This is a genomic window from Gilliamella sp. B2838, from assembly GCF_026536185.1.
Taxonomy (GTDB): domain Bacteria; phylum Pseudomonadota; class Gammaproteobacteria; order Enterobacterales; family Orbaceae; genus Gilliamella.
The window spans coordinates 14,269-33,232 of sequence record NZ_JAFNOO010000007.1 but is presented as its reverse complement, the minus strand read 5'-3'; the positions used below and the strand labels follow the sequence as shown (position 1 = coordinate 33,232).

Below are 18,964 nucleotides of genomic sequence, written 5' to 3'. Positions count from 1 at the left end.
TATAGCGGTTATTTATAAAAGTGCGAATGAAAAATTAATGTTTAGCCCTGCGTTTATTTCTTTTACTCAACTGGTTAACCATGCTAATTCTTTTCTCAATTGAGGTATGTTGGAACTCATCCCACCATTTTGCTAAATCCAATAACTCCCCTTTTTCAATAGATGCCCGCATTTCTAATAAATCATAAGCCGCTCGGAATTTAGGATGTTCTAAAATGGCAAATGCACGTTTACCTTCACGCTTTTTCATACGTAATTGTAGTCGCCAAATATCACCCATTATTGATGTTAAACGTTTTGGAATAGCAATAATTTGACATTGTTCACTTAAAATATCATTGATAGCCATTGAAAAAGCATCATGGAATTGTAAGCCACTTTCAACACACGTTAATTGTGTTTGTTCCATAATCGGATACCAGAAGAAAGCAGCAAATAAAAATGCTGGATTAATACGTTGATTATGAGCAATTCGGTAGTCAGTATTTTTTAACACCTGTTCAATCATCTTTTCTAAATAGCTATTGTTATTTCCGGTAAATAATCGTTGAATGACTGGAAATAATTGTTCAAACAGGTGATATTCTTTTAATAATAGGTAGGTTTTGTATCCATGACCTGATTGCAGTAACTTTAATGATTCATCAAATAAACGAGCAGCAGGAATATTTTTTAATAATGGTGCAAGCTCTTTAATTGGTTCAACCGTTGCTTGCTCAATTGTCATATTGAGTTTTGCTGCAAAGCGAATGGTTCTTAACATTCGCACAGGATCTTCTCGATAGCGAGTTTGCGGATCACCAATTAAGCGAATAATACCATTTTGTAAATCTTTTATGCCTCCACAATAATCGCGCAGTGTAAAATCTTTAACACTGTAATAAAGCGCGTTCATTGTAAAATCACGTCGCAAAGCATCTTGTTCAATCGTACCATAGACGTTATCACGTAATAACATACCGGTTTGCGATCGTTTGGCAACATTACTTTGTTCATCTTGAAAACTATGTTCGCCACGGAAGGTAGCAACTTCGATAATCTCTTTACCAAACATAATGTGTGCAAGACGAAAACGACGACCGACTAAACGGCAATTTCGAAATGTTTTTTGCACTTGTTCAGGTGTCGCATTCGTGGCGATATCAAAATCTTTTGGTATTTTTCCTAATAAAAGATCGCGAATACAACCACCGACTAAATAAGCTTCATATCCTTGTTTGTTTAAACGATAAAGAACTTTTAATGCATTTTCACTGATATTTTTACGAGAAATATTATGTTCATTACGAGAAATAGAAATATAGCGAGATTGTTTTTGTTCTTCATGGCGAAACATTTTGCGATAAAAGCGAGAGACTTGTTTAAAAATAGTGCACCTCAAACGTGTATGAACCAAAATGGCAATATAGCGCGCGATTATATAATAATTGCTTATAACTTTCCATTTTTCTTATTATCTGAATTTTAATTCGATGAAAAGCAGGTATTTTCTAATTTTAAATGAATATTCTATTTGATTTTTTGGCAATAATTATCAACAATAGCAGTTTATAGAGTAGAATTAGTCATATAGCTTTAAAAGGCATCAATACCTGTTTATACATATTTCATGCATTATTTAACAAGCTGATTAAGGTTTACTACAACCTATGCTCAAAACGTCTTTTTTAATTCATTGTAGAACACAATAGATATAGGAAGCATATTAAACATTTTGCTTAATTTTTTGAGTAATGTGAGTAATAGTCGTTTAATAGATCGCTCTGACAAAAAGTCAATTGAGTATATAACATTAACTGATAACTTATTGGGGGACATTATGAATATTCGTGATTTGGAATATTTTGTTTCGTTAGCTGAATTTCGTCATTTTCGTAAAGCCGCTGATGCTTGCAATGTGAGTCAACCAACATTAAGTGGACAAATCAGAAAATTGGAAGATGAACTTGGTGTAATGTTGCTGGAACGTACTAGTCGCAAAGTACTATTTACACAAACAGGTATGATGCTTGTTGAACAGGCTAAAGAGATCTTACGCAATATCCAAATTTTAAAAGAGATGGCCAGTCGTCAAGGTGAAGAGATGTCCGGCCCAATGCATATCGGCTTGATACCAACAATTGCACCTTATCTGTTACCACATGTAATAACAGTATTACACGAATCTTTTCCACAACTTGAACTCTATCTACATGAAGCGCAAACTGCCAATATAGTTGCCCAACTTGAGAGTGGCAAGCTTGATTGCGCCATTGTTGCACAGGTTAAAGAAACATCACAATTTATAGAATTGCCATTATTTGATGAGCCGATGTTTTTAGCGGTTCCGGCGACGGACGAACTAGCCAGCAAAAGGACAATTAAACTTTCTAGTTTAAAAGGACATAAGTTTTTAATGTTGGAAGATGGTCATTGTTTACGTGAACATGCAATGGGATATTGTTTTCAAGTCGGAATTGACGAAGACAAACAATTTAAAGCGACAAGTCTTGAGACATTACGCAGTATGATTTCTGCTGGGCGCGGTATTACGTTGTTTCCTGAATTAGCGGCACCAAATGAACGTATTCGTGATAATATTTGCTATATTCCTTGTACTGATCCTGTTCCAGTGCGAAGCATTGCCCTGATATATCGCCCGGGATCGCCATTACGTTCCCGTTATGAAACCATTGCTAAAACAATTCGAGATCACATGCCAAAAGTATTTGCTGAAAAAGAGCGTTTGTTAGAAAAAGCGAATTAATGATTGACTAAGTTAAAATTACCAAAATCGATTGAAATAATGAAAAATGCCAAAACTTCGGGGATTCGAGCTCAGCAAAAAGAGCGAACTCGTCGCACATTAATAGAAGCTGCATTTAATCAACTTAATGCCGAACAAGGTTTTGCTAGTCTAAGTTTGCGTGAAGTTGCACGTGAAGCTGGTATTGCCGCTACTTCTTTCTATCGGCACTTTCGTGACATGGATGAATTAGGTTTGGCGATGGTTGATGAAAGTGGTTTAACCCTTCGTCAACTTTTGCGACAAGCACGGAAACGTATTGAAAAGGGCGGAAGTGTGTTACGAACCTCTGTTACAACCTTTATTGAATTTATTGATAAAAATCCTAAAGTTTTTTTATTATTACTGCGTGAAAAAGCGGGGACATCATCGGCTTTTCGTTCTGCTATTGCTCGAGAAATTCAACATTTTATTGTTGAATTGGTTGATTATTTAGATAATGCTAATGACATGCCTCATCAATATAATGAAGCTCAAGCTGAAGCAATGGTTACCATTGCTTTTAATGCAGGAGCCGAGGCTTTAGATTTTGACCTAATACAACGCCAAAAATTGATCGAAAATCTTATATTTCAACTTCGTATGGTTTCGCGCGGTGCCTATTACCTTTATCACAAAGAATTGATTAAGCAAGAAAATCACTGATTTTAAATTTTTATACTGACATGTATAGTGAATCTAACGTGTTTTAATAAATTAATGTGTCATATTATTTGTTAAATATTTAATCTGATAAATTTAATTATTGATTAACAAATTGTATTATTTATCCTATTGTTAAGTCTTCATATTCATTCCAGCTGCAAATAGGCAATTTTTTTAATAGAGATAAATTGAATGACTAAATTCTACATTGGCTTGATTGTTTATTTAATCTTCACCTTTAGCAATCATGCTTATTCAGCTGTAGGGTTTAAACAAATCTATTACGATAAACAAAGTAACCGACCGTTGAATATCGCAATATGGTATAAAGCAAATAATCAACAAGATGACGTAATGGTTGGCGATAGTGCTATTTTTTATGGTTATAAGGTTCTATTCAATGCACCCCCTGTTTTAGATTATCGTAAGCATCCCTTAATTGTTCTCTCACATGGTTATGGGGGCAGCCAGCAAAATTTAAGTTGGCTTGCTTATGCGCTGGCCGAAAAAGGATATATTGTTGCCGCACCAAATCATCCAGGGACTACACTGTTTAATAGAGATATTGATCAATCTTCTAAATTATGGTTGCGCCCACAAGATTTGAGTAAAACAATTGATTGTTTGATAGAGGATAAGACTTTAGCAAACTCTATTGATATGAATAATATATCAGCCATTGGGCATTCCCTTGGCGGTTGGACGGTGATTGCACTTGCTGGAGCAAAATTTGATACAGAGCTTTTTAAGCAAGACTGTACAATTCATTCCCATTTAAAAGCGTGCCAATTAGTGACTGAACTCGGTCTTGATAATCCAAAATTAAATCAAAGTTTATTCGATCCAAGAATAAAATCATTTATCTCTTTAGATGCAGGATTAGTCAGAGGTTTTACGTCAAAAAGTTTAAAAGATATTAACATCCCTTCTTTAATTATTGGTGCAGGAGTTGATGTAGGTGATATGGATGCAGAGCTTGAATCAGGCTATTTAATGCAGTTCCTGTCAAAATCACTATCTACTTATACGGTGATACCAGATGCGATGCATTTTAGTTTTATACAAGTTTGTAAACCTAAGGCAATAGAAATATTAGAGCAAGAAGCTCAAGGCGAAGGTATTATTTGTAAGGATGGTGGGAAACGAACTCGAGCCGAGATTCATCGTGAAATAATTAAACAAATTACTACTTTCTTAGCGCAAATAAATTTGAACCCTTAACGCTTATAAAATTACTGCGGCTAGGCCGCAGTAATATTTTGTATTCTCTATAAGACTAATTGTCATTAAAGATTTTGTAACACTTTTTCAACACTATCTTTGGCATCACCAAATAGCATATAACTATTTTCTTTGAAGAATAGTGGATTTTGAACGCCGGCATAACCGGTATTCATTGAACGTTTAGAAATGATAACCGTTTTAGCTTTCCAAACTTCAAGAACTGGCATACCTGCGATAGGGCTATTTGGATCTTCTTCTGCCGCTGGGTTAACCGTATCATTTGCACCAATGACCCATACAACATCAGTATCAGGGAAGTCGTCATTGATTTCGTCCATTTCAAGTACGATATCGTAAGGTACCTTAGCTTCGGCTAATAATACATTCATATGCCCCGGTAAACGCCCGGCAACAGGGTGGATACCAAATCTCACTTCAATTCCCATAGCTCGTAGTTTTTCAGTAATGTTACTGACTGCACCTTGCGCTTGTGCAACCGCCATACCATAACCTGGAACAATAATAACTGAGCGTGCTTCTTTTAAAGTTTGTGCAACTTCAGCAGGTTGGATTTCGCGATATTCACCTTGTTCTTCTTCTGAAGAGCTTGATGAACTGCCATCGCTACCAAAACCACCGGCAATTACGCTAATAAATGAGCGATTCATTGCTTTACACATAATGTAAGAAAGAATTGCGCCTGAAGAACCAACTAAAGCACCAGTTACAATGAGTAAATCATTACCTAACATAAATCCTGCCGCAGCAGCCGCCCATCCAGAATAGGAGTTAAGCATCGAAATAACAACGGGCATGTCTGCGCCACCAATTGATGCAACAAGATGGAAACCAAAGACTAATGCTATAAGTGTCATAATGAGTAAACAAAATAGCGCGCCAGCTCCTGTTTGCAGATTGACAAATGTAAACATGAGTATTACAGATACGACAATAGCAGCAAGGTTCCAATAGTGTTTATTTGGAATAGATAATGGTTTTGAACTAATGCGACCATTTAGTTTGCCAAACGCGACAATCGAACCAGAGAATGTAACCGCACCAATAAAAACACCAACAAATATTTCGACCAAATGAACGGTAATTTCACTCGATGAGAAGGTAAAAATATGTGAGTCTAAAAAGCTATTAAAACCAACGAGTACCGCAGCCATACCAACAAAGCTATGAAGTAGTGCAACGAGTTCTGGCATTTGTGTCATTTCTACTTTTTTGGCTAAATATAAACCAATAGCCGCCCCAATAATCATCGCAATGATGACCCAATGTAATCCACCATTGATACTCGCAATCGCGGCAATAAGGGCAATTGCCATACCGATCATGCCATAGATATTACCCGATTTAGCGGATTCTTGATTGGAAAGACCACGTAGACTGAATATAAACAGTAAGGCAGCAATTACATAAGCTGCTTGAATAATTCCATTACTTAACATTATTGATACTCTCCTTTATTTGCCACGTTGGAACATTTTTAGCATTCTTTGGGTAACAAAGAATCCACCAAAAATATTGATACTAGCAATTAAAATAGCAACAAAGGCAATTGCCGTAGTTAAGCCATTATCATCACCAACTTGTAATATTGCACCAACTAAAATGATGCCTGAAATGGCATTAGTGACTGACATGAGCGGTGTATGTAAAGAATGAGTTACATTCCATACTACGTAATAACCAACTACACATGATAGAGCAAATACGGTAAAGTGACCTAAAAAGCTTTCAGGAACAGAATTAGCCAACCAGAAGAAAGCAATGATTATTAACGCTAAAATGCCATATTTTTTGCGTGGATCCATTGGTTTAGGTTCAGGTTTAGCAACCGGCGCTGCAACTTTTTTCTGCGGTTGTGCTGATACTTGAATTGGCGGTGCAGGCCAAGTGATTTCTTTATCTTTAACAACGGTCACTCCGCGGATAACCACATCGTCAAAATTGATATCAATATTGCCATCTTTTTGTTTAGTCAGTAACTTTAATAAGTTAACGATATTGGTACCATAAAGTTGAGATGCTTGAGCTGGCATGCGATTTGCCAAATCAGTATAGCCAACAATTTTTACATTGTTATCTGTTTCATAAACTTCACCGGGTTTAGTTAATTCACAGTTACCACCCGTTAATGCAGCTAAATCAACAATCACACTACCAGGTTTCATAGATTCAACCATCTCTTTCGAAATCAGTTTTGGTGCTGGTTTACCTGGAATTAATGCTGTAGTAATAATGATATCAACATCTTTAGCTTGTTCTGCAAATAATGCCATTTCAGCTTCAATAAAGGCAGCAGACATTTGTTTTGCATAACCATCTCCAGAGCCGGCTTCTTCTTCGAAATCTAACTCTAAGAAGTCAGCACCCATACTATTAATTTGTTCAGCAACTTCAGGGCGAGTATCGAAGGCTCGAACAATTGCACCAAGGCTTACTGCTGCGCCAATTGCTGCAAGGCCAGCAACACCAGCACCAATGACTAACACTTTTGCCGGTGGCACTTTACCTGCGGCAGTGACTTGACCTGTAAAGAATCGACCAAACTGGTTGGCAGCTTCAATCACAGAACGATAGCCAGCAATATTTGACATAGAACTTAGTGCATCTAACGATTGCGCACGAGAAATACGTGGCACACAATCCATCGCCATGACTGTAATATTTTTGGCTGCTAATTTTTCTAATAGTTCTTTATGTTGAGCTGGATAAATATAACTGATAAGGGTTAAACCCTCTTTCATTAATGCGATTTCATCATCTGTTGGGGCATGAAATTTTAAAATTAAGTCATTTTGCCAAATATCATGAGTATTTTGAATTGTTGCTCCAGCATCGATAAATGCTTGATCTTCAAAGTGAGCAGCATGCCCTGCACCCTGTTCTACAGAGACTGTAAATCCAAGTTTTAACAGTTGTCCAACTGTTTGTGGAGTTGCTGCAACTCTAGCTTCATTGGCTAACCGCTCTTTTGGTATACCGATATGCATTTCGTTACATCCTTATGTTTAGTGTTTATTAATGATTTTCGATTTTAGCATAAATTAGCGGCAGTGCGAGTAAGGAATTTATTTTTTATCTTCCAAGTCACATTATTATTGTAACTAATAAGTCGGTTGTCGATTCTTTCTTAAATGAAGCAATAATCAATTTATTGTTTGCCGATTTATGGTTGTTATATATTGATTTCATCCATTATTTAAGTTTTGTTTTTATTTTCTAAGTTATGATGTTCGTCACTCTTTTTATCATTTACCCGCGCTATACTGATCGAATAACACGCAAAAAATGAGTCTATTTTTTCGAAAAAAATAAGGTTATTCTGGGATATTTAGGTGAACATAAATAATAAAAAATCGTTGTATTTCATATTGTTATAATGAATGGAAAAATAGCAAAGATAAAATACTAAAAGCGAAAAGAAAATTACAGAGTAATATCGGTATTTTGTGTTATATGAATATTGTTATCGCGACCTAATTAACTAGATTGAGTATATAAAAGTATAGGTAAAAAAGTATTAATAATGTAGCCAAAATTTAATTGGATTTGATTACTTGATGTACGAAGAATCATTGGGTTAGCGTCCTTATTATTTGCTATCAAGTATGAATTTTTTTCTTTATATCATTATGATAATAAAGCAACCAAAGATACTTTAATTAACTTTGGTAAAAATAATAATCAAATTAAGTGGCTAATTTAATCAAGGATTGATAAAAAATTGTAATGTTAGAAACGAACTTAAAAAAATCTGATATCTTATTAACGCAACTTGCAAAAACTAGTGATGCTGTTTTTAATGTAATAACATTAGCTAAAGCTTTAGGCATTGAAGTCGTTGTTAATCCTAATGCGTATTTTAACAAGATGATACAACTATTACTTTATATCAATAAAATTACATCTAATAAAACTCAAACAAGTTTAATGTTTGGCATTAACGTAAATCGTTTTGATACGTTCAAACTAATTGTTACTAAAATTCATTCCTTTGATATTCAAACCATTATTATCCTATTTAATAGTAATGGACCTCTCGCTTTTTATGTTAAAAATTATAGGTATATTCAAATTTATGGATTTGTCTTACTTAGCATATTCAACATGGCCAACAATTTTATTTATGCTTTAAGTTTATCACAAGCTGACGGAGAGTTTTTTTACCCGATAGCCGATGGTGCTATTGCATTTTCAGTGGTTGAACGTGAAGGAACATCAACTATGTCATCTTGTCAAAATGTACTTGATAGAATGGCAAATTAAAAATTTACTAGAGGAAAACGCTTAATGACAAATCAACCTAAAAAAATCATTCTTGATTGTGATCCAGGTCATGATGACGCTATTGCCATGTTATTGGCGCATGGGAATCCTAATATTGAATTATTAGCGGTAACAACTGTAGTCGGGAATCAAACATTAGAAAAAGTGACCCGTAATGCGTTATCAGTTGCTCGTATTGCTAACATAACTCATATTACTTTTGCCGCTGGTGCTGTTCGACCATTAGTGAGGAATGTTGAAATTGCACCAGATATTCATGGTGATTCAGGTCTGGATGGTCCTGTATTACCCGAACCTGCTATACAATTGGACTCTAGACATGCTATTGATTTAATTATCGATACGATTATGGCTCATCCACCCAAAACCATTACCTTGGTCCCAACTGGTGGGTTAACCAATATTGCGATGGCTGCGCGCAAAGAACCCAAAATTGTCGAAAGAGTGAAAGAAGTGGTTTTGATGGGCGGTGGCTATCATGTTGGTAACTGGAGTGCAGTTGCTGAATTTAATATAAAAATCGATCCAGAAGCTGCCCATATAGTATTTAATGAAAAATGGCCTGTGACTATGGTGGGATTAGATTTGACTCATCAAGCTCTCGCAACGCCTGAAGTAATTGAAAAAATCTCAGCAATCAAAACAAAACCAGCAACATTTGTACTTGAAATGCTTGAATTCTTCGGAAAAATGTATAAGCAAGCACAAGGTTTTACTTATCCACCAGTACATGACCCTTGTGCTGTAGCTTATGTTATTAATCCGGATTTAATTAAAACTCGACGAGTTCCTGTTGATATAGAGCTCACAGGAACATTAACTTTAGGCATGACTGTTGCTGATTTTCGTTTTCCAGTCGATGAAACTTGCCATACACAAGTGGCGACAAAACTTGATCATGCAGGTTTTTGGGATTTAATCGTTGATGCGTTACAGCGAATTGGTGAGGTAAATGTATGATTGCACAAAGCAACAATAAAAAAAGTATTTTAACATTAATGGTTGCTTTACTTGCAGCTTGTGTTGCTTTTCAGCTCAATGCAAGTATGTTAAGTCCTGTATTAGTGACTATAGCCAAAGAATTAGGCACCAATGATGCAGCTGTTGGATTTTCACAAACTTCTTTTTTTACTGCGGCAGCACTGTTTTCACTCTTTCTTCCTCGTTTGAGTGATATCAAAGGTCGTAAAAAAGTATTAACGGTTATGTTGTTAATTATGACAATAGGAACAATATTGGCTGCTGTTGCACCTAATATTGAAGTATTATATGCAGCGCGTATTATTCAAGGCGTATCTGGTCCTGTTGTTCCACTTTGCTTACTTATGCTGAGTTACGAAGTAAAAGATGTCAAACAATATGGCATGTTAATGGGCATTATCACCGCAGTAAATGGTGGTATTGCTGGTGTGGATGCGATAGCAGGTGGTTTACTTGCTACTTATTGGGGCTTTCGTTCTGTATTTTGGGTAATTGCTGTGGTTGCAGCTATTTCGACTTATCTTGTCTATCGTTTTGCTCCAGAATCCAAGCCTTCAGCAGGAACTAAAATGGATTGGTTAGGCGTTATATTAATTGTCCTAACGCTTGCTGCATTATTATTGGCACTTAATGAAGCGGGTAATTTAGCTAATGCAAATTGGTTAATTGTTACTGGCTTAACCGTGTTTGCCATTGTTTGTTTTATTTTATTTTGGAATGTCGAAAAACGAAATAAGCAACCTTTGGTGACAACAACGCATCTGAAAAAACGTGCTACTTGGGCTTTATTGTTAACAACAACCTTAACCATGACAGGTATTTTTGCCATAGTCAATGGTTTAGTTATGTCACTTGCGCAAAATCATGATATAGGATTTGGTCTAAATCCTGATTGGGCGTCATTAATTTTGTTGACACCTTATGCTTTAATTGGTTGGTTTGTTGGACCATTTTCTGGTCGCTTAGCACCAACGATCGGATATAACAATGTCCTCAAATTGGGTTTGATTGGTTGTATTGTTGGTATCTTAGTGATCTTATTTTATGGTGTGCATTCCTTACCTATCTTATCAATCGGTGTAATTGCACTAGGTGTTTTTTACGCAGGCATGGCCAATATTATTTTAAATGGTTTAGGTGTTGTCTTATCACCTGCCGACAATCAAGGATTTTTACCTGGAATGAATGCCGGTGCGTTTAACTTAGGTGCAGGATTAAGTTTTGCGTTGTTACCCGCAGTTCAGATGATAAATGGTAATACAATGACGGGGTATTTTAATGGTATTTTAGTAGGATTAGTGATTACTATTTTAGCGTTATTTAGTAGTTTCTTAATTCCTCGACCAATCAATGCAGAAGTAACGCATTAATTAAAAAACGGGATAACCCATCCCGTTTTTACCTTTTTAAAAATACCAAAATCAAATTCAATTTTATGAGTTTTGTGTTGTGCATAAGTGTAGATACTATGCTGTTAAAAACTTGTCTTAAGTGGCTGAGTGGTTTTTTCAAATTGAAAACTACTTATAGCAACAATGATAGTTAACACTCAATTAAATAGCGCGATTATGACTTGATTTTTATCATTTGATTATTTGCTTTATCGACATTATTCACAACGTCAATAATAGCAAGCATATTGCTGATTAGATCATTCTCTTTTAAAACTATAATAAAGAAAGCATCGGTAAGTTTTAATTTTGTGGAATGGATTGTTCAGCTAGTGGGAGTGCAATATCTTCGGTGATTTTGGGTTTATTTATTGACACGCGGTAAACAACAGTCTTACCTTGCGTGCCCATTAAATCAATATGCACAATTAAACTCAACTACTACAACAAGCAGCAGCATTATTAACACGCCAATTGTGACAAAATTAACGTGCAGGCGTTACAAGATCAACAATCCTAACTAATCATGAAAGTAATGACTGAACTATCAGAGACTATTTGGTTTATCTCCACTCTCTAAATGATTTTCACTTAAAACTCCCTGCTGCTGAACAACACGGTGTACTGTATCGATTTCATTTGCAGAAACGGCTTTTGACACAACATATGCGACTAATCCAGCTAAAAGTATGTATAATAGACTTTTCATTTGTTTTCTCCCTTATAAAAAAATAACCATTATCATTATTAATATAACTATAAGTTAAAAATGGTACAATAATTAAACAATTAATTCCATAACATATCAAGATTATTTAAGATTAAAATTCAATTATGATAATTATTTTTTTGTTGTCATTGATCTTTTTAACGACAAAAAATGGGATTGAGCGAAAATAAAAAACAGAAAATCGTAATTATTATAGGTAATTTTTAATTAAATTGACTTTGTTGCTTTTTAATTAAGTTAAATGATAAATCTCAAACTTAGTTATTTTTAACTACTACAAATTGTTATATAATCGATAATATTTTGTCTTTAGCACAATATATTGTGTTTCTCATATTATTTCTAAGATACGTTTAAAAATTGAGTGTCTTTAATTAAGGAACCGCTATGATGGATTTTTCCCAATCAGTGCCAGAATTGGTCTCTTGGGCAAAAAAGAATGATTTTTCAATTAATTTGCCAGTGGAACGGCTTGCATTTTTATTGGCGATTGCCGTATTAAACAGCGAGCGTTTTGATGGTGAAATGACCGAATCTGAATTAATTGATGCTTTCAGGCATGTTTCACAAATTTTTGAACAGAGTGAAGACACCATCACTGTTCGAGCAAATAATGCCATTAATGACTTAGTGCGTCAGCGCCTAATTACGCGTTTTGCTAGCGAAATGACTGATGGATATTCTATTTATCGTTTGACACCATTAGGTATTGGTATTTCTGATTACTATATTCGTCAGCGGGAGTTTTCAACGTTACGTTTGTCTATCCAATTATCCATTGTTGCTCAAGAGTTAAAACGAGCTGCTGATGCAGCACTTGAAGGTGGTGATGACTTACACTGGCATCGAAATGTGTTTGCTCCACTAAAATATTCAGTTGCTGAAATATTTGATAGTATTGATATTACTCAACGTGTGATGGATGAGCAGCAAGCCGATGTAAAACAAAATATCTCGGCATTATTAAGTCAAGACTGGCAAGCAGCCATTACCAGTTGTGAAGGGCTATTAACCGAAACTTCGCAAACATTACGCGAATTGCAAGATACGCTGGCAGCGGCGGGTGATAAACTTCAAGCCAGTTTATTGTTAATTCAAGATGCGACATTAGATAATCCTGATTTAGATAAAATTAATAACGTGGTAATTGATCTACAAGGTAAGCTAGATCGAATTATTGGTTGGGGGCAAAAAGCGATAGATCTTTGGATAGGTTATGACCGACACGTTCATAAATTTATCCGTACAGCAATTGACTTAGATAAAAATCGCGTCTTTTCTCAACGATTACGTAAATCGATTCAGAGCTATTTTGATTTACCTTGGTCACTGACTTTTGCTAATGCCGACCGTCTACTTGATATGCGTGATGAAGAACTTGCTTTACATGAAGCTGAAGTTACAGGTGAATTACCATCAGAACTTGAATATGAAATGATTGAAGAACTTCAAGAACACATTATTGCGCATATTGAACAAAATTTATTGGTTTTTAAACAACAAAATAAACCACTCGATATAAGTGTTGCCATTCGTAGCTATTTAGCACAGTTCCCACGTGAACAACATTTTGATATTGCAAGATTATTTATCGATCAAGCTATTCGTCTAGGTATTGCCGAAGATGATTTGCTCGGTATTCCTGCCGAATGGAAACCTATCAACGATTATGGAGCTAAGGTACAAGCACATGTCATCAACAGATATTAAAGAATTAGAACAAACCGCTCATCATATTGATGAGGTTATAGGGCGTATTGCAGCGAGCTCTCAAGCGTCAATCGATAAATACATGCCGGTAAAATTAGCTCAAGCGATTGCTAATCCTATTTTTCCTGAGTTGGATAGTTTGCTTCGTTCTGGGCGTCATATAGGTATTGATGAACTCGATCAACATGCCTTTTTAATGGATTTTCAACTTGAACTTGAACAATTTTATCAACGCTATAATGTTGAGCTAATACGTGCACCTGAAGGATTTTTCTATCTTCGTCCTCGATCAACAACATTAATTCCTCGTTCTGTTCTATCAGAATTAGATATGCTTGTTGGTAAAGTACTTTGTTACCTCTATTTAAGTCCCGAACGACTTGCGCATGAAGGCATTTTTACTTTACAAGAACTCTTTGATGAGCTTGTTTCGTTAGCCGACGAAAGTAAATTACTTAAATTAGTCAACCAACGTTCAACCGGATCGGATTTAGATCGGCAAAAACTTTTTGATAAAGTTAAAACAGCCCTAAACCGTCTGCGTAGATTAGGTATGATCTTTTTTATTGTCGGTAATGACAGCAGCCGTTTTCGAATTAATGAATCTATTTTCCGTTTTGGCGCCGATGTGCGCAGTAGTGACGATGCGCAAGAAGCACAATTACGCTTAATTCGGGATGGTGAAGCGATCAAAATTGAATCGTCACTCATCTTAGATGATAATAATGATGAACAAGATGATGAAGTTAACGAGGAGATTGAATAATTATGATTGAACACGGAAAATTTCACTCCTTAACCTTAATTAACTGGAACGGCTTTTTTGCCAGAACATTTGAATTAGATCAACTTGTCACCACACTTTCTGGGGGGAATGGGGCTGGTAAATCAACCACCATGGCAGCTTTTGTTACTGCATTGATTCCAGATTTAACCTTATTACATTTTCGTAATACTACCGAAGCTGGTGCAACATCAGGCTCTCGTGATAAAGGTCTACATGGTAAATTAAAACCCGGTGTTTGTTATTCGATGCTTGATGTGATCAATTCACGTCACCAACGGATTATATGTGGTGTTCGATTACAGCAAGTTGCGGGTCGTGATAAAAAAGTGGATATTAAACCTTTTTTAATACAAGGTTTACCTGTTGAAATCAAACCAACCGAATTAGTGACAGAAAGAGTAAACGACAAACAAGCACGAATCTTATCACTGCCTGAGTTAAAAGATAAAATTGAATCAATAGAGAGCGTGATTTTTAAACAGTTTAACTCTATTACTGATTATCACTCAGTGATGTTTGATTTTGGTATATTACCAAAACGATTACGTACCTCATCTGATCGTAGTAAATATTACCGATTAATTGAAGCGTCACTTTATGGTGGGATTTCAAGTGCCATTACCCGCTCACTTCGTGATTACTTATTACCTGAAAACAGTGGTGTACGTAAAGCTTTTCAGGATATGGAAGCAGCACTACGTGAAAATCGCATGACATTAGAAGCGATTCGCGTTACGCAATCTGATCGCGATCTATTTAAACACCTGATTACTGAATCAACAAATTATGTGGCAGCGGATTATATGCGCCATGCTAATGAGCGTCGTGTTCATATTGAATCGGTACTTGGTTTGCGTCGAGATATGTTTAAAACGCAAGATTTGTTAATCAGTCATCAATATCGTCAAGTTGAAATGGCAAAAGAGCTCAAAGAGTTTCAAGATGCGCAAAATGACCTAGAAACTGATTTACAAGCGGCAAATGACCATCTTAATCTAGCGCAAACAGCTTTACGCCAACAAGAAAAAATTGATCGCTATCAAGCGGACTTAGATGATCTTAATCTAAAACTTGAAGAACAAAATGAAGTTGTCATTGAAGCGAATGAACAGTACCAAAGCTACCGTGATCAGGCTGAACAAACTGAACAAGAAGTGGATGAAATAAAAACGCAATTAGCTGATTATCAACAAGCTCTTGATGTGCAGCAAACACGGGCAATTCAGTATCAACAAGCTTTGCAAGCTTTGAAAAATGCACAGTCTTTATGCCAATTACCAAAATTGGGGATCAGTAATATTGAAAATCACTTTGACGTTTTTGCTGAAAAACAAAAAGAGATTACAGAGCAAGTTTTAGAACTTGAACAAAGATTAAGTGTTTCTGATGCCGCAATTAATCAGTTTGATCGTGCTTATCAACTTGTAATAAAACTGGTTGGTGATGTTGTTCGTAGTGAAGCATTTACTGCTGCTAAAGAAGCACTAAGACAATGGCCTTCACAATGTTATCAAGCTGAACAAGCTGAACATTTACAATTACAGCTTGATGAGCTTGAACAACGCTTTTTTGAACAAAAAGAAGCAGAATCATTATTAAACCAATTTTGCAAACGTATTGGTCGACATGTTAATTATGATGAACTTGATGAACTAAAACAGGAACTTGAAGTTCAGTTAGATGAAAATGCGGAGCTTGCTAATCAATCTAGTGAAAAACGCATTGAATTTAGACAAGAACTTGAACAAATTCAATCTAAAATAGCCGATTATCGACAAAAAGCACCAATGTGGATAAAAGCACAAGATGCTTTAATTGCCTTACAAGAACAAACCGGACAAAGTTTTACCCACAGTCAAGCTGTCACGCAACATATGCAGCAGCTGCTTGAGCAAGAACGAACATTGGTTACAGAGCGCGATCAGATAACCTTTAAACGAACTCAATTAGATACACAAATAGAACAACTCAATCAACCTAGTGGTGTTGATGACGGCCGTTTATCGGCATTAGCTGAGCGGTTTAATGGTGTACTTCTTTCAGAAATTTATGAAGATGTGACTATTGACGATGCACCTTATTTCTCGGCATTATATGGTCCTTCAAGACAAGCGATTGTGGTACCTGATTTGTCGTTAGTCAAAACCCAGCTCGAAAATCTTACTGCTAGCGAAGAAGACTACCCTGAAGATATCTATTTTATTGAAGGCGATCCTTCTTCATTTGACGACAGTGTATTTGATTGTGAAGAGATGAATAAAGCGGTATTGGTTAAAACTGGTGATCGTCAATGGCGCTTTTCCAGCTTTCCAACGGTACCATTATTTGGCCGAGCTGCTCGTGAAGTTCATCTGGAAAAATTATCGGCAGAGCGTGATGAACTTCATGAACGTTATGCCACTATCTCGTTTGATTTACAAAAATTACAACGTATAGAACAAAATGTGGGTCAATTTATTGGTGAATATTTATCGGTTGCCTTTGATATCGATCCCGAAGCTGAAGCTCAAAAATTAGCGACAAGACGCAATGAGATTGAGCGTCAATTATCCTCGCAAGAAGCAATAGATAAGCAGAATCAACAGCAGGTAGCTAATTGCAAAGAGCAGTTAACAACGGTTAATCGTTTAGTTGCGCAAATGCATTTATTAGCTGATGAAGATTTAGCAGATCGAGTTGATGATCTACGCGAACAAGTTGCCGAAGCACAAGATGCTGCACAATATGTTGGTCGCAATCGTCACACGGTTTCTGAGCTTGAGCCTATTGTGGCCGTTTTACAAAGTGATCCAGAACAGAACGAAGCGTTACGTGAGCAATATAATACCGTTAAGTCGCAACAACAAACGATTCGTCAACAGGTGTTTGCGCTTACTGAAGTGATGCAACGCCGAGCCCATTTTAGTTATGAAGATTCAGCCGGCATGTTGAATGAAAATGCTGATTTGAACGAAAAGTTACGTGCTCGGTTAGATATTGTAGAAGCACAGCGAACCGATGCTCGTCGTCAAATGCAGCAGTATCAAGATAAGTATAACCAGTACAATCAAACATTAGCTTCATTAAAAAGTGCATTTGAAACTAAACGTGACATGCTTAATGAACTGCATAAAGAGATTGAACAAATTGGTGTTAAAGCCGATGCCATCACCGAAGAGAGGGCTAGGGTACGTCGTGATGAGATCCATCAAAAATTAAACAGTAACCGTCAGCACTGTAGTTCGCTAGAAAAACAACTAATTATGTGTGAAAGCGAAATGACGCAAATGCAAAAACGTTTAGCTCAAACACTCCGTGATTATAAACAATTACGCGAACAGGTTGTTGAAGCCAAAGCTGGTTGGTGCTTAGTTTTACGACTCGTCAAAGAAAATAGCGTTGAACGACGATTACATCGTCGAGAATTAGCTTATTTAAGTGCTGATGAACTGCGCTCAATGTCAGATAAGGCGCTGGGCTCATTACGTCTGGCTGTGAATGATAATGAACATTTACGTGATGTTTTACGATTATCTGAAGATCCAAAACGTCCGGAACGCAAAATTCAATTTTATATTGCGGTTTATAAACATCTTCGTGAACGAATTCGTCAAGATATTGTCAAAACAGATGATCCAATTGAAGCAATTGAGCAAATGGAAATTGAATTATCACGTTTAACTGAAGAATTAACCTCACGTGAGCAACAGTTAGCAATAAGTTCGAAAAGTGTGGCAAACATTATTCGAAAAACTATCCAACGTGAACAAAATCGTATTCGTATGCTCAACCAAGGTCTACAGGCGGTGGCATTTGGACAAGTTAATGGTGTACGCTTGAATGTTACCATTCGTGAAGCGCACTCATCATTATTAGCAGCATTAGCCGATGATCAAAATGAGCATCAAGATCTGTTTAGTAATAATCGTATTACCTTCTCGGAAGCGTTAGCTAAACTTTATCAACGTTTGAATCCACATATTGATATGGGGCAACGAACTGCACAAAATATTGGGGAAGAGCTGTTAGATTATCGCAATTATCTTGAGCTGGATGTAGAAGTCAATCGTGGTGCTGATGGTTGGTTGCGTGCGGAAAGTGGCGCATTATCAACTGGTGAAGCCATTGGTACCGGTATGTCAATTCTCTTGATGGTCATTCAAAGTTGGGAAGAAGAATCAAAACGTCTACGTAATAAAGATATTTTACCATGTCGCTTATTATTCTTAGACGAAGCTGCTCGCCTAGATGCTAAATCGATTGCCACGTTATTTGAGCTGTGTGAACGACTCGAAATGCAACTGATTATAGCAGCGCCAGAAAATATCAGCCCAGAAAAAGGGACTACTTATAAACTGGTGCGTAAAGTAATGAATAACCAAGAACATGTACATGTGGTTGGTTTAAAAGGCTTTGCGTAACTATTTTTT

At 36.3% G+C, this 18,964-nt stretch carries 14 protein-coding genes; 9 read left to right on the top strand and 5 right to left on the bottom strand.

The annotated features are described in order from the left end of the window. Nucleotides 1–34: 34 nt before the first annotated feature. A complete protein-coding gene (gene pcnB / locus J3U63_RS08600; protein ID WP_416379652.1) occupies nucleotides 35–1,369 on the bottom strand; it encodes a polynucleotide adenylyltransferase PcnB in 1,335 nt (444 codons plus the stop codon). Between the two features lie 450 nt (nucleotides 1,370–1,819). Here pcnB and oxyR point away from each other — a divergent pair, with 450 nt between their 5' ends. The 3 genes from oxyR (at nucleotide 1,820) to J3U63_RS08585 (ending at nucleotide 4,651) form a co-directional block, all read left to right on the top strand. Beyond that, nucleotides 1,820–2,746: a DNA-binding transcriptional regulator OxyR gene (gene oxyR / locus J3U63_RS08595; RefSeq protein WP_065633934.1), complete on the top strand. Its 927-nt coding sequence runs from the start codon at nucleotides 1,820–1,822 to the stop codon at nucleotides 2,744–2,746. A 39-nt stretch (nucleotides 2,747–2,785) separates the two neighbouring features. Next, nucleotides 2,786–3,430, top strand: coding sequence for an HTH-type transcriptional repressor FabR (gene fabR, locus J3U63_RS08590; RefSeq protein WP_267371341.1), 645 nt, complete (start codon nucleotides 2,786–2,788; stop codon nucleotides 3,428–3,430). 192 nt (nucleotides 3,431–3,622) lie between these two features. After that, nucleotides 3,623–4,651: an alpha/beta hydrolase family protein gene (locus tag J3U63_RS08585; protein ID WP_267371278.1), complete on the top strand. Its 1,029-nt coding sequence runs from the start codon at nucleotides 3,623–3,625 to the stop codon at nucleotides 4,649–4,651. 65 nt (nucleotides 4,652–4,716) lie between these two features. Here the strand turns inward: J3U63_RS08585 and pntB are convergent, their stop codons facing one another. Beyond that, complete coding sequence (pntB, locus tag J3U63_RS08580; protein WP_267333597.1) at nucleotides 4,717–6,111, bottom strand: Re/Si-specific NAD(P)(+) transhydrogenase subunit beta; 1,395 nt, start codon at nucleotides 6,109–6,111, stop codon at nucleotides 4,717–4,719. A 15-nt stretch (nucleotides 6,112–6,126) separates the two neighbouring features. After that, nucleotides 6,127–7,659 (bottom strand): Re/Si-specific NAD(P)(+) transhydrogenase subunit alpha, encoded by a 1,533-nt coding sequence (gene pntA / locus J3U63_RS08575; protein ID WP_267333596.1) that lies wholly within the window; start codon nucleotides 7,657–7,659, stop codon nucleotides 6,127–6,129. A gap of 739 nt (nucleotides 7,660–8,398) precedes the next feature. On the opposite strand from pntA, the gene J3U63_RS08570 reads away from it, so the two are divergent. The 3 genes from J3U63_RS08570 to J3U63_RS08560 are packed head-to-tail and all read left to right on the top strand — an operon-like array spanning nucleotide 8,399 to nucleotide 11,307. Continuing rightward, nucleotides 8,399–8,935, top strand: coding sequence for a hypothetical protein (locus J3U63_RS08570; protein WP_267343971.1), 537 nt, complete (start codon nucleotides 8,399–8,401; stop codon nucleotides 8,933–8,935). 24 nt (nucleotides 8,936–8,959) lie between these two features. After that, nucleotides 8,960–9,916 (top strand): nucleoside hydrolase, encoded by a 957-nt coding sequence (locus tag J3U63_RS08565; RefSeq protein WP_267371276.1) that lies wholly within the window; start codon nucleotides 8,960–8,962, stop codon nucleotides 9,914–9,916. Beyond that, on the top strand, nucleotides 9,913–11,307 hold the full coding sequence (locus J3U63_RS08560; RefSeq protein ID WP_267333593.1) for an MFS transporter: 1,395 nt from the start codon (nucleotides 9,913–9,915) through the stop codon (nucleotides 11,305–11,307). Before J3U63_RS08565 ends, J3U63_RS08560 begins: the two co-directional genes overlap by 4 nt. Before the next feature lie 324 nt (nucleotides 11,308–11,631). Here J3U63_RS08560 and J3U63_RS08555 read toward each other — a convergent pair whose 3' ends face one another. Both J3U63_RS08555 and J3U63_RS08550 read right to left on the bottom strand, forming a co-directional pair. Beyond that, a complete protein-coding gene (locus J3U63_RS08555) occupies nucleotides 11,632–11,754 on the bottom strand; it encodes a hypothetical protein (protein ID WP_267333592.1) in 123 nt (40 codons plus the stop codon). A 121-nt stretch (nucleotides 11,755–11,875) separates the two neighbouring features. After that, on the bottom strand, nucleotides 11,876–12,037 hold the full coding sequence (locus J3U63_RS08550) for a hypothetical protein (protein WP_267343969.1): 162 nt from the start codon (nucleotides 12,035–12,037) through the stop codon (nucleotides 11,876–11,878). A gap of 408 nt (nucleotides 12,038–12,445) precedes the next feature. Between J3U63_RS08550 and mukF the strand changes: the two genes are divergently transcribed. Genes mukF through mukB form a run of 3 tightly spaced genes read left to right on the top strand, consistent with a single transcriptional unit; the run spans nucleotide 12,446 to nucleotide 18,955 of the window. Further along, nucleotides 12,446–13,768 (top strand): chromosome partition protein MukF, encoded by a 1,323-nt coding sequence (gene mukF, locus J3U63_RS08545; RefSeq protein WP_267333590.1) that lies wholly within the window; start codon nucleotides 12,446–12,448, stop codon nucleotides 13,766–13,768. After that, on the top strand, nucleotides 13,749–14,534 hold the full coding sequence (gene mukE / locus J3U63_RS08540; RefSeq protein WP_267333589.1) for a chromosome partition protein MukE: 786 nt from the start codon (nucleotides 13,749–13,751) through the stop codon (nucleotides 14,532–14,534). The genes mukF and mukE overlap by 20 nt, the downstream gene beginning before the upstream one ends. A 2-nt stretch (nucleotides 14,535–14,536) precedes the next feature. Beyond that, entirely contained in the window at nucleotides 14,537–18,955 is a 4,419-nt protein-coding gene (gene mukB / locus J3U63_RS08535) for a chromosome partition protein MukB (RefSeq protein ID WP_267371275.1), read from the top strand. The last annotated feature ends 9 nt before the right edge of the window (nucleotides 18,956–18,964 follow it).

Excerpts from the sequence above, each read along its gene's own strand:
- oxyR (WP_065633934.1), top strand. The coding sequence starts at position 1,820 with ATGAATATTCGTGATTTGGAATATTTTGTTTCGTTAGCTGAATTTCGT.
- fabR (WP_267371341.1), top strand. The coding sequence starts at position 2,786 with ATGAAAAATGCCAAAACTTCGGGGATTCGAGCTCAGCAAAAAGAGCGA.
- J3U63_RS08585 (WP_267371278.1), top strand. The coding sequence starts at position 3,623 with ATGACTAAATTCTACATTGGCTTGATTGTTTATTTAATCTTCACCTTT.
- pntB (WP_267333597.1), bottom strand. The coding sequence starts at position 6,111 with ATGTTAAGTAATGGAATTATTCAAGCAGCTTATGTAATTGCTGCCTTA.
- pntA (WP_267333596.1), bottom strand. The coding sequence starts at position 7,659 with ATGCATATCGGTATACCAAAAGAGCGGTTAGCCAATGAAGCTAGAGTT.
- J3U63_RS08570 (WP_267343971.1), top strand. The coding sequence starts at position 8,399 with ATGTTAGAAACGAACTTAAAAAAATCTGATATCTTATTAACGCAACTT.
- J3U63_RS08565 (WP_267371276.1), top strand. The coding sequence starts at position 8,960 with ATGACAAATCAACCTAAAAAAATCATTCTTGATTGTGATCCAGGTCAT.
- J3U63_RS08560 (WP_267333593.1), top strand. The coding sequence starts at position 9,913 with ATGATTGCACAAAGCAACAATAAAAAAAGTATTTTAACATTAATGGTT.
- J3U63_RS08550 (WP_267343969.1), bottom strand. The coding sequence starts at position 12,037 with ATGAAAAGTCTATTATACATACTTTTAGCTGGATTAGTCGCATATGTT.
- mukF (WP_267333590.1), top strand. The coding sequence starts at position 12,446 with ATGATGGATTTTTCCCAATCAGTGCCAGAATTGGTCTCTTGGGCAAAA.
- mukE (WP_267333589.1), top strand. The coding sequence starts at position 13,749 with ATGTCATCAACAGATATTAAAGAATTAGAACAAACCGCTCATCATATT.
- mukB (WP_267371275.1), top strand. The coding sequence starts at position 14,537 with ATGATTGAACACGGAAAATTTCACTCCTTAACCTTAATTAACTGGAAC.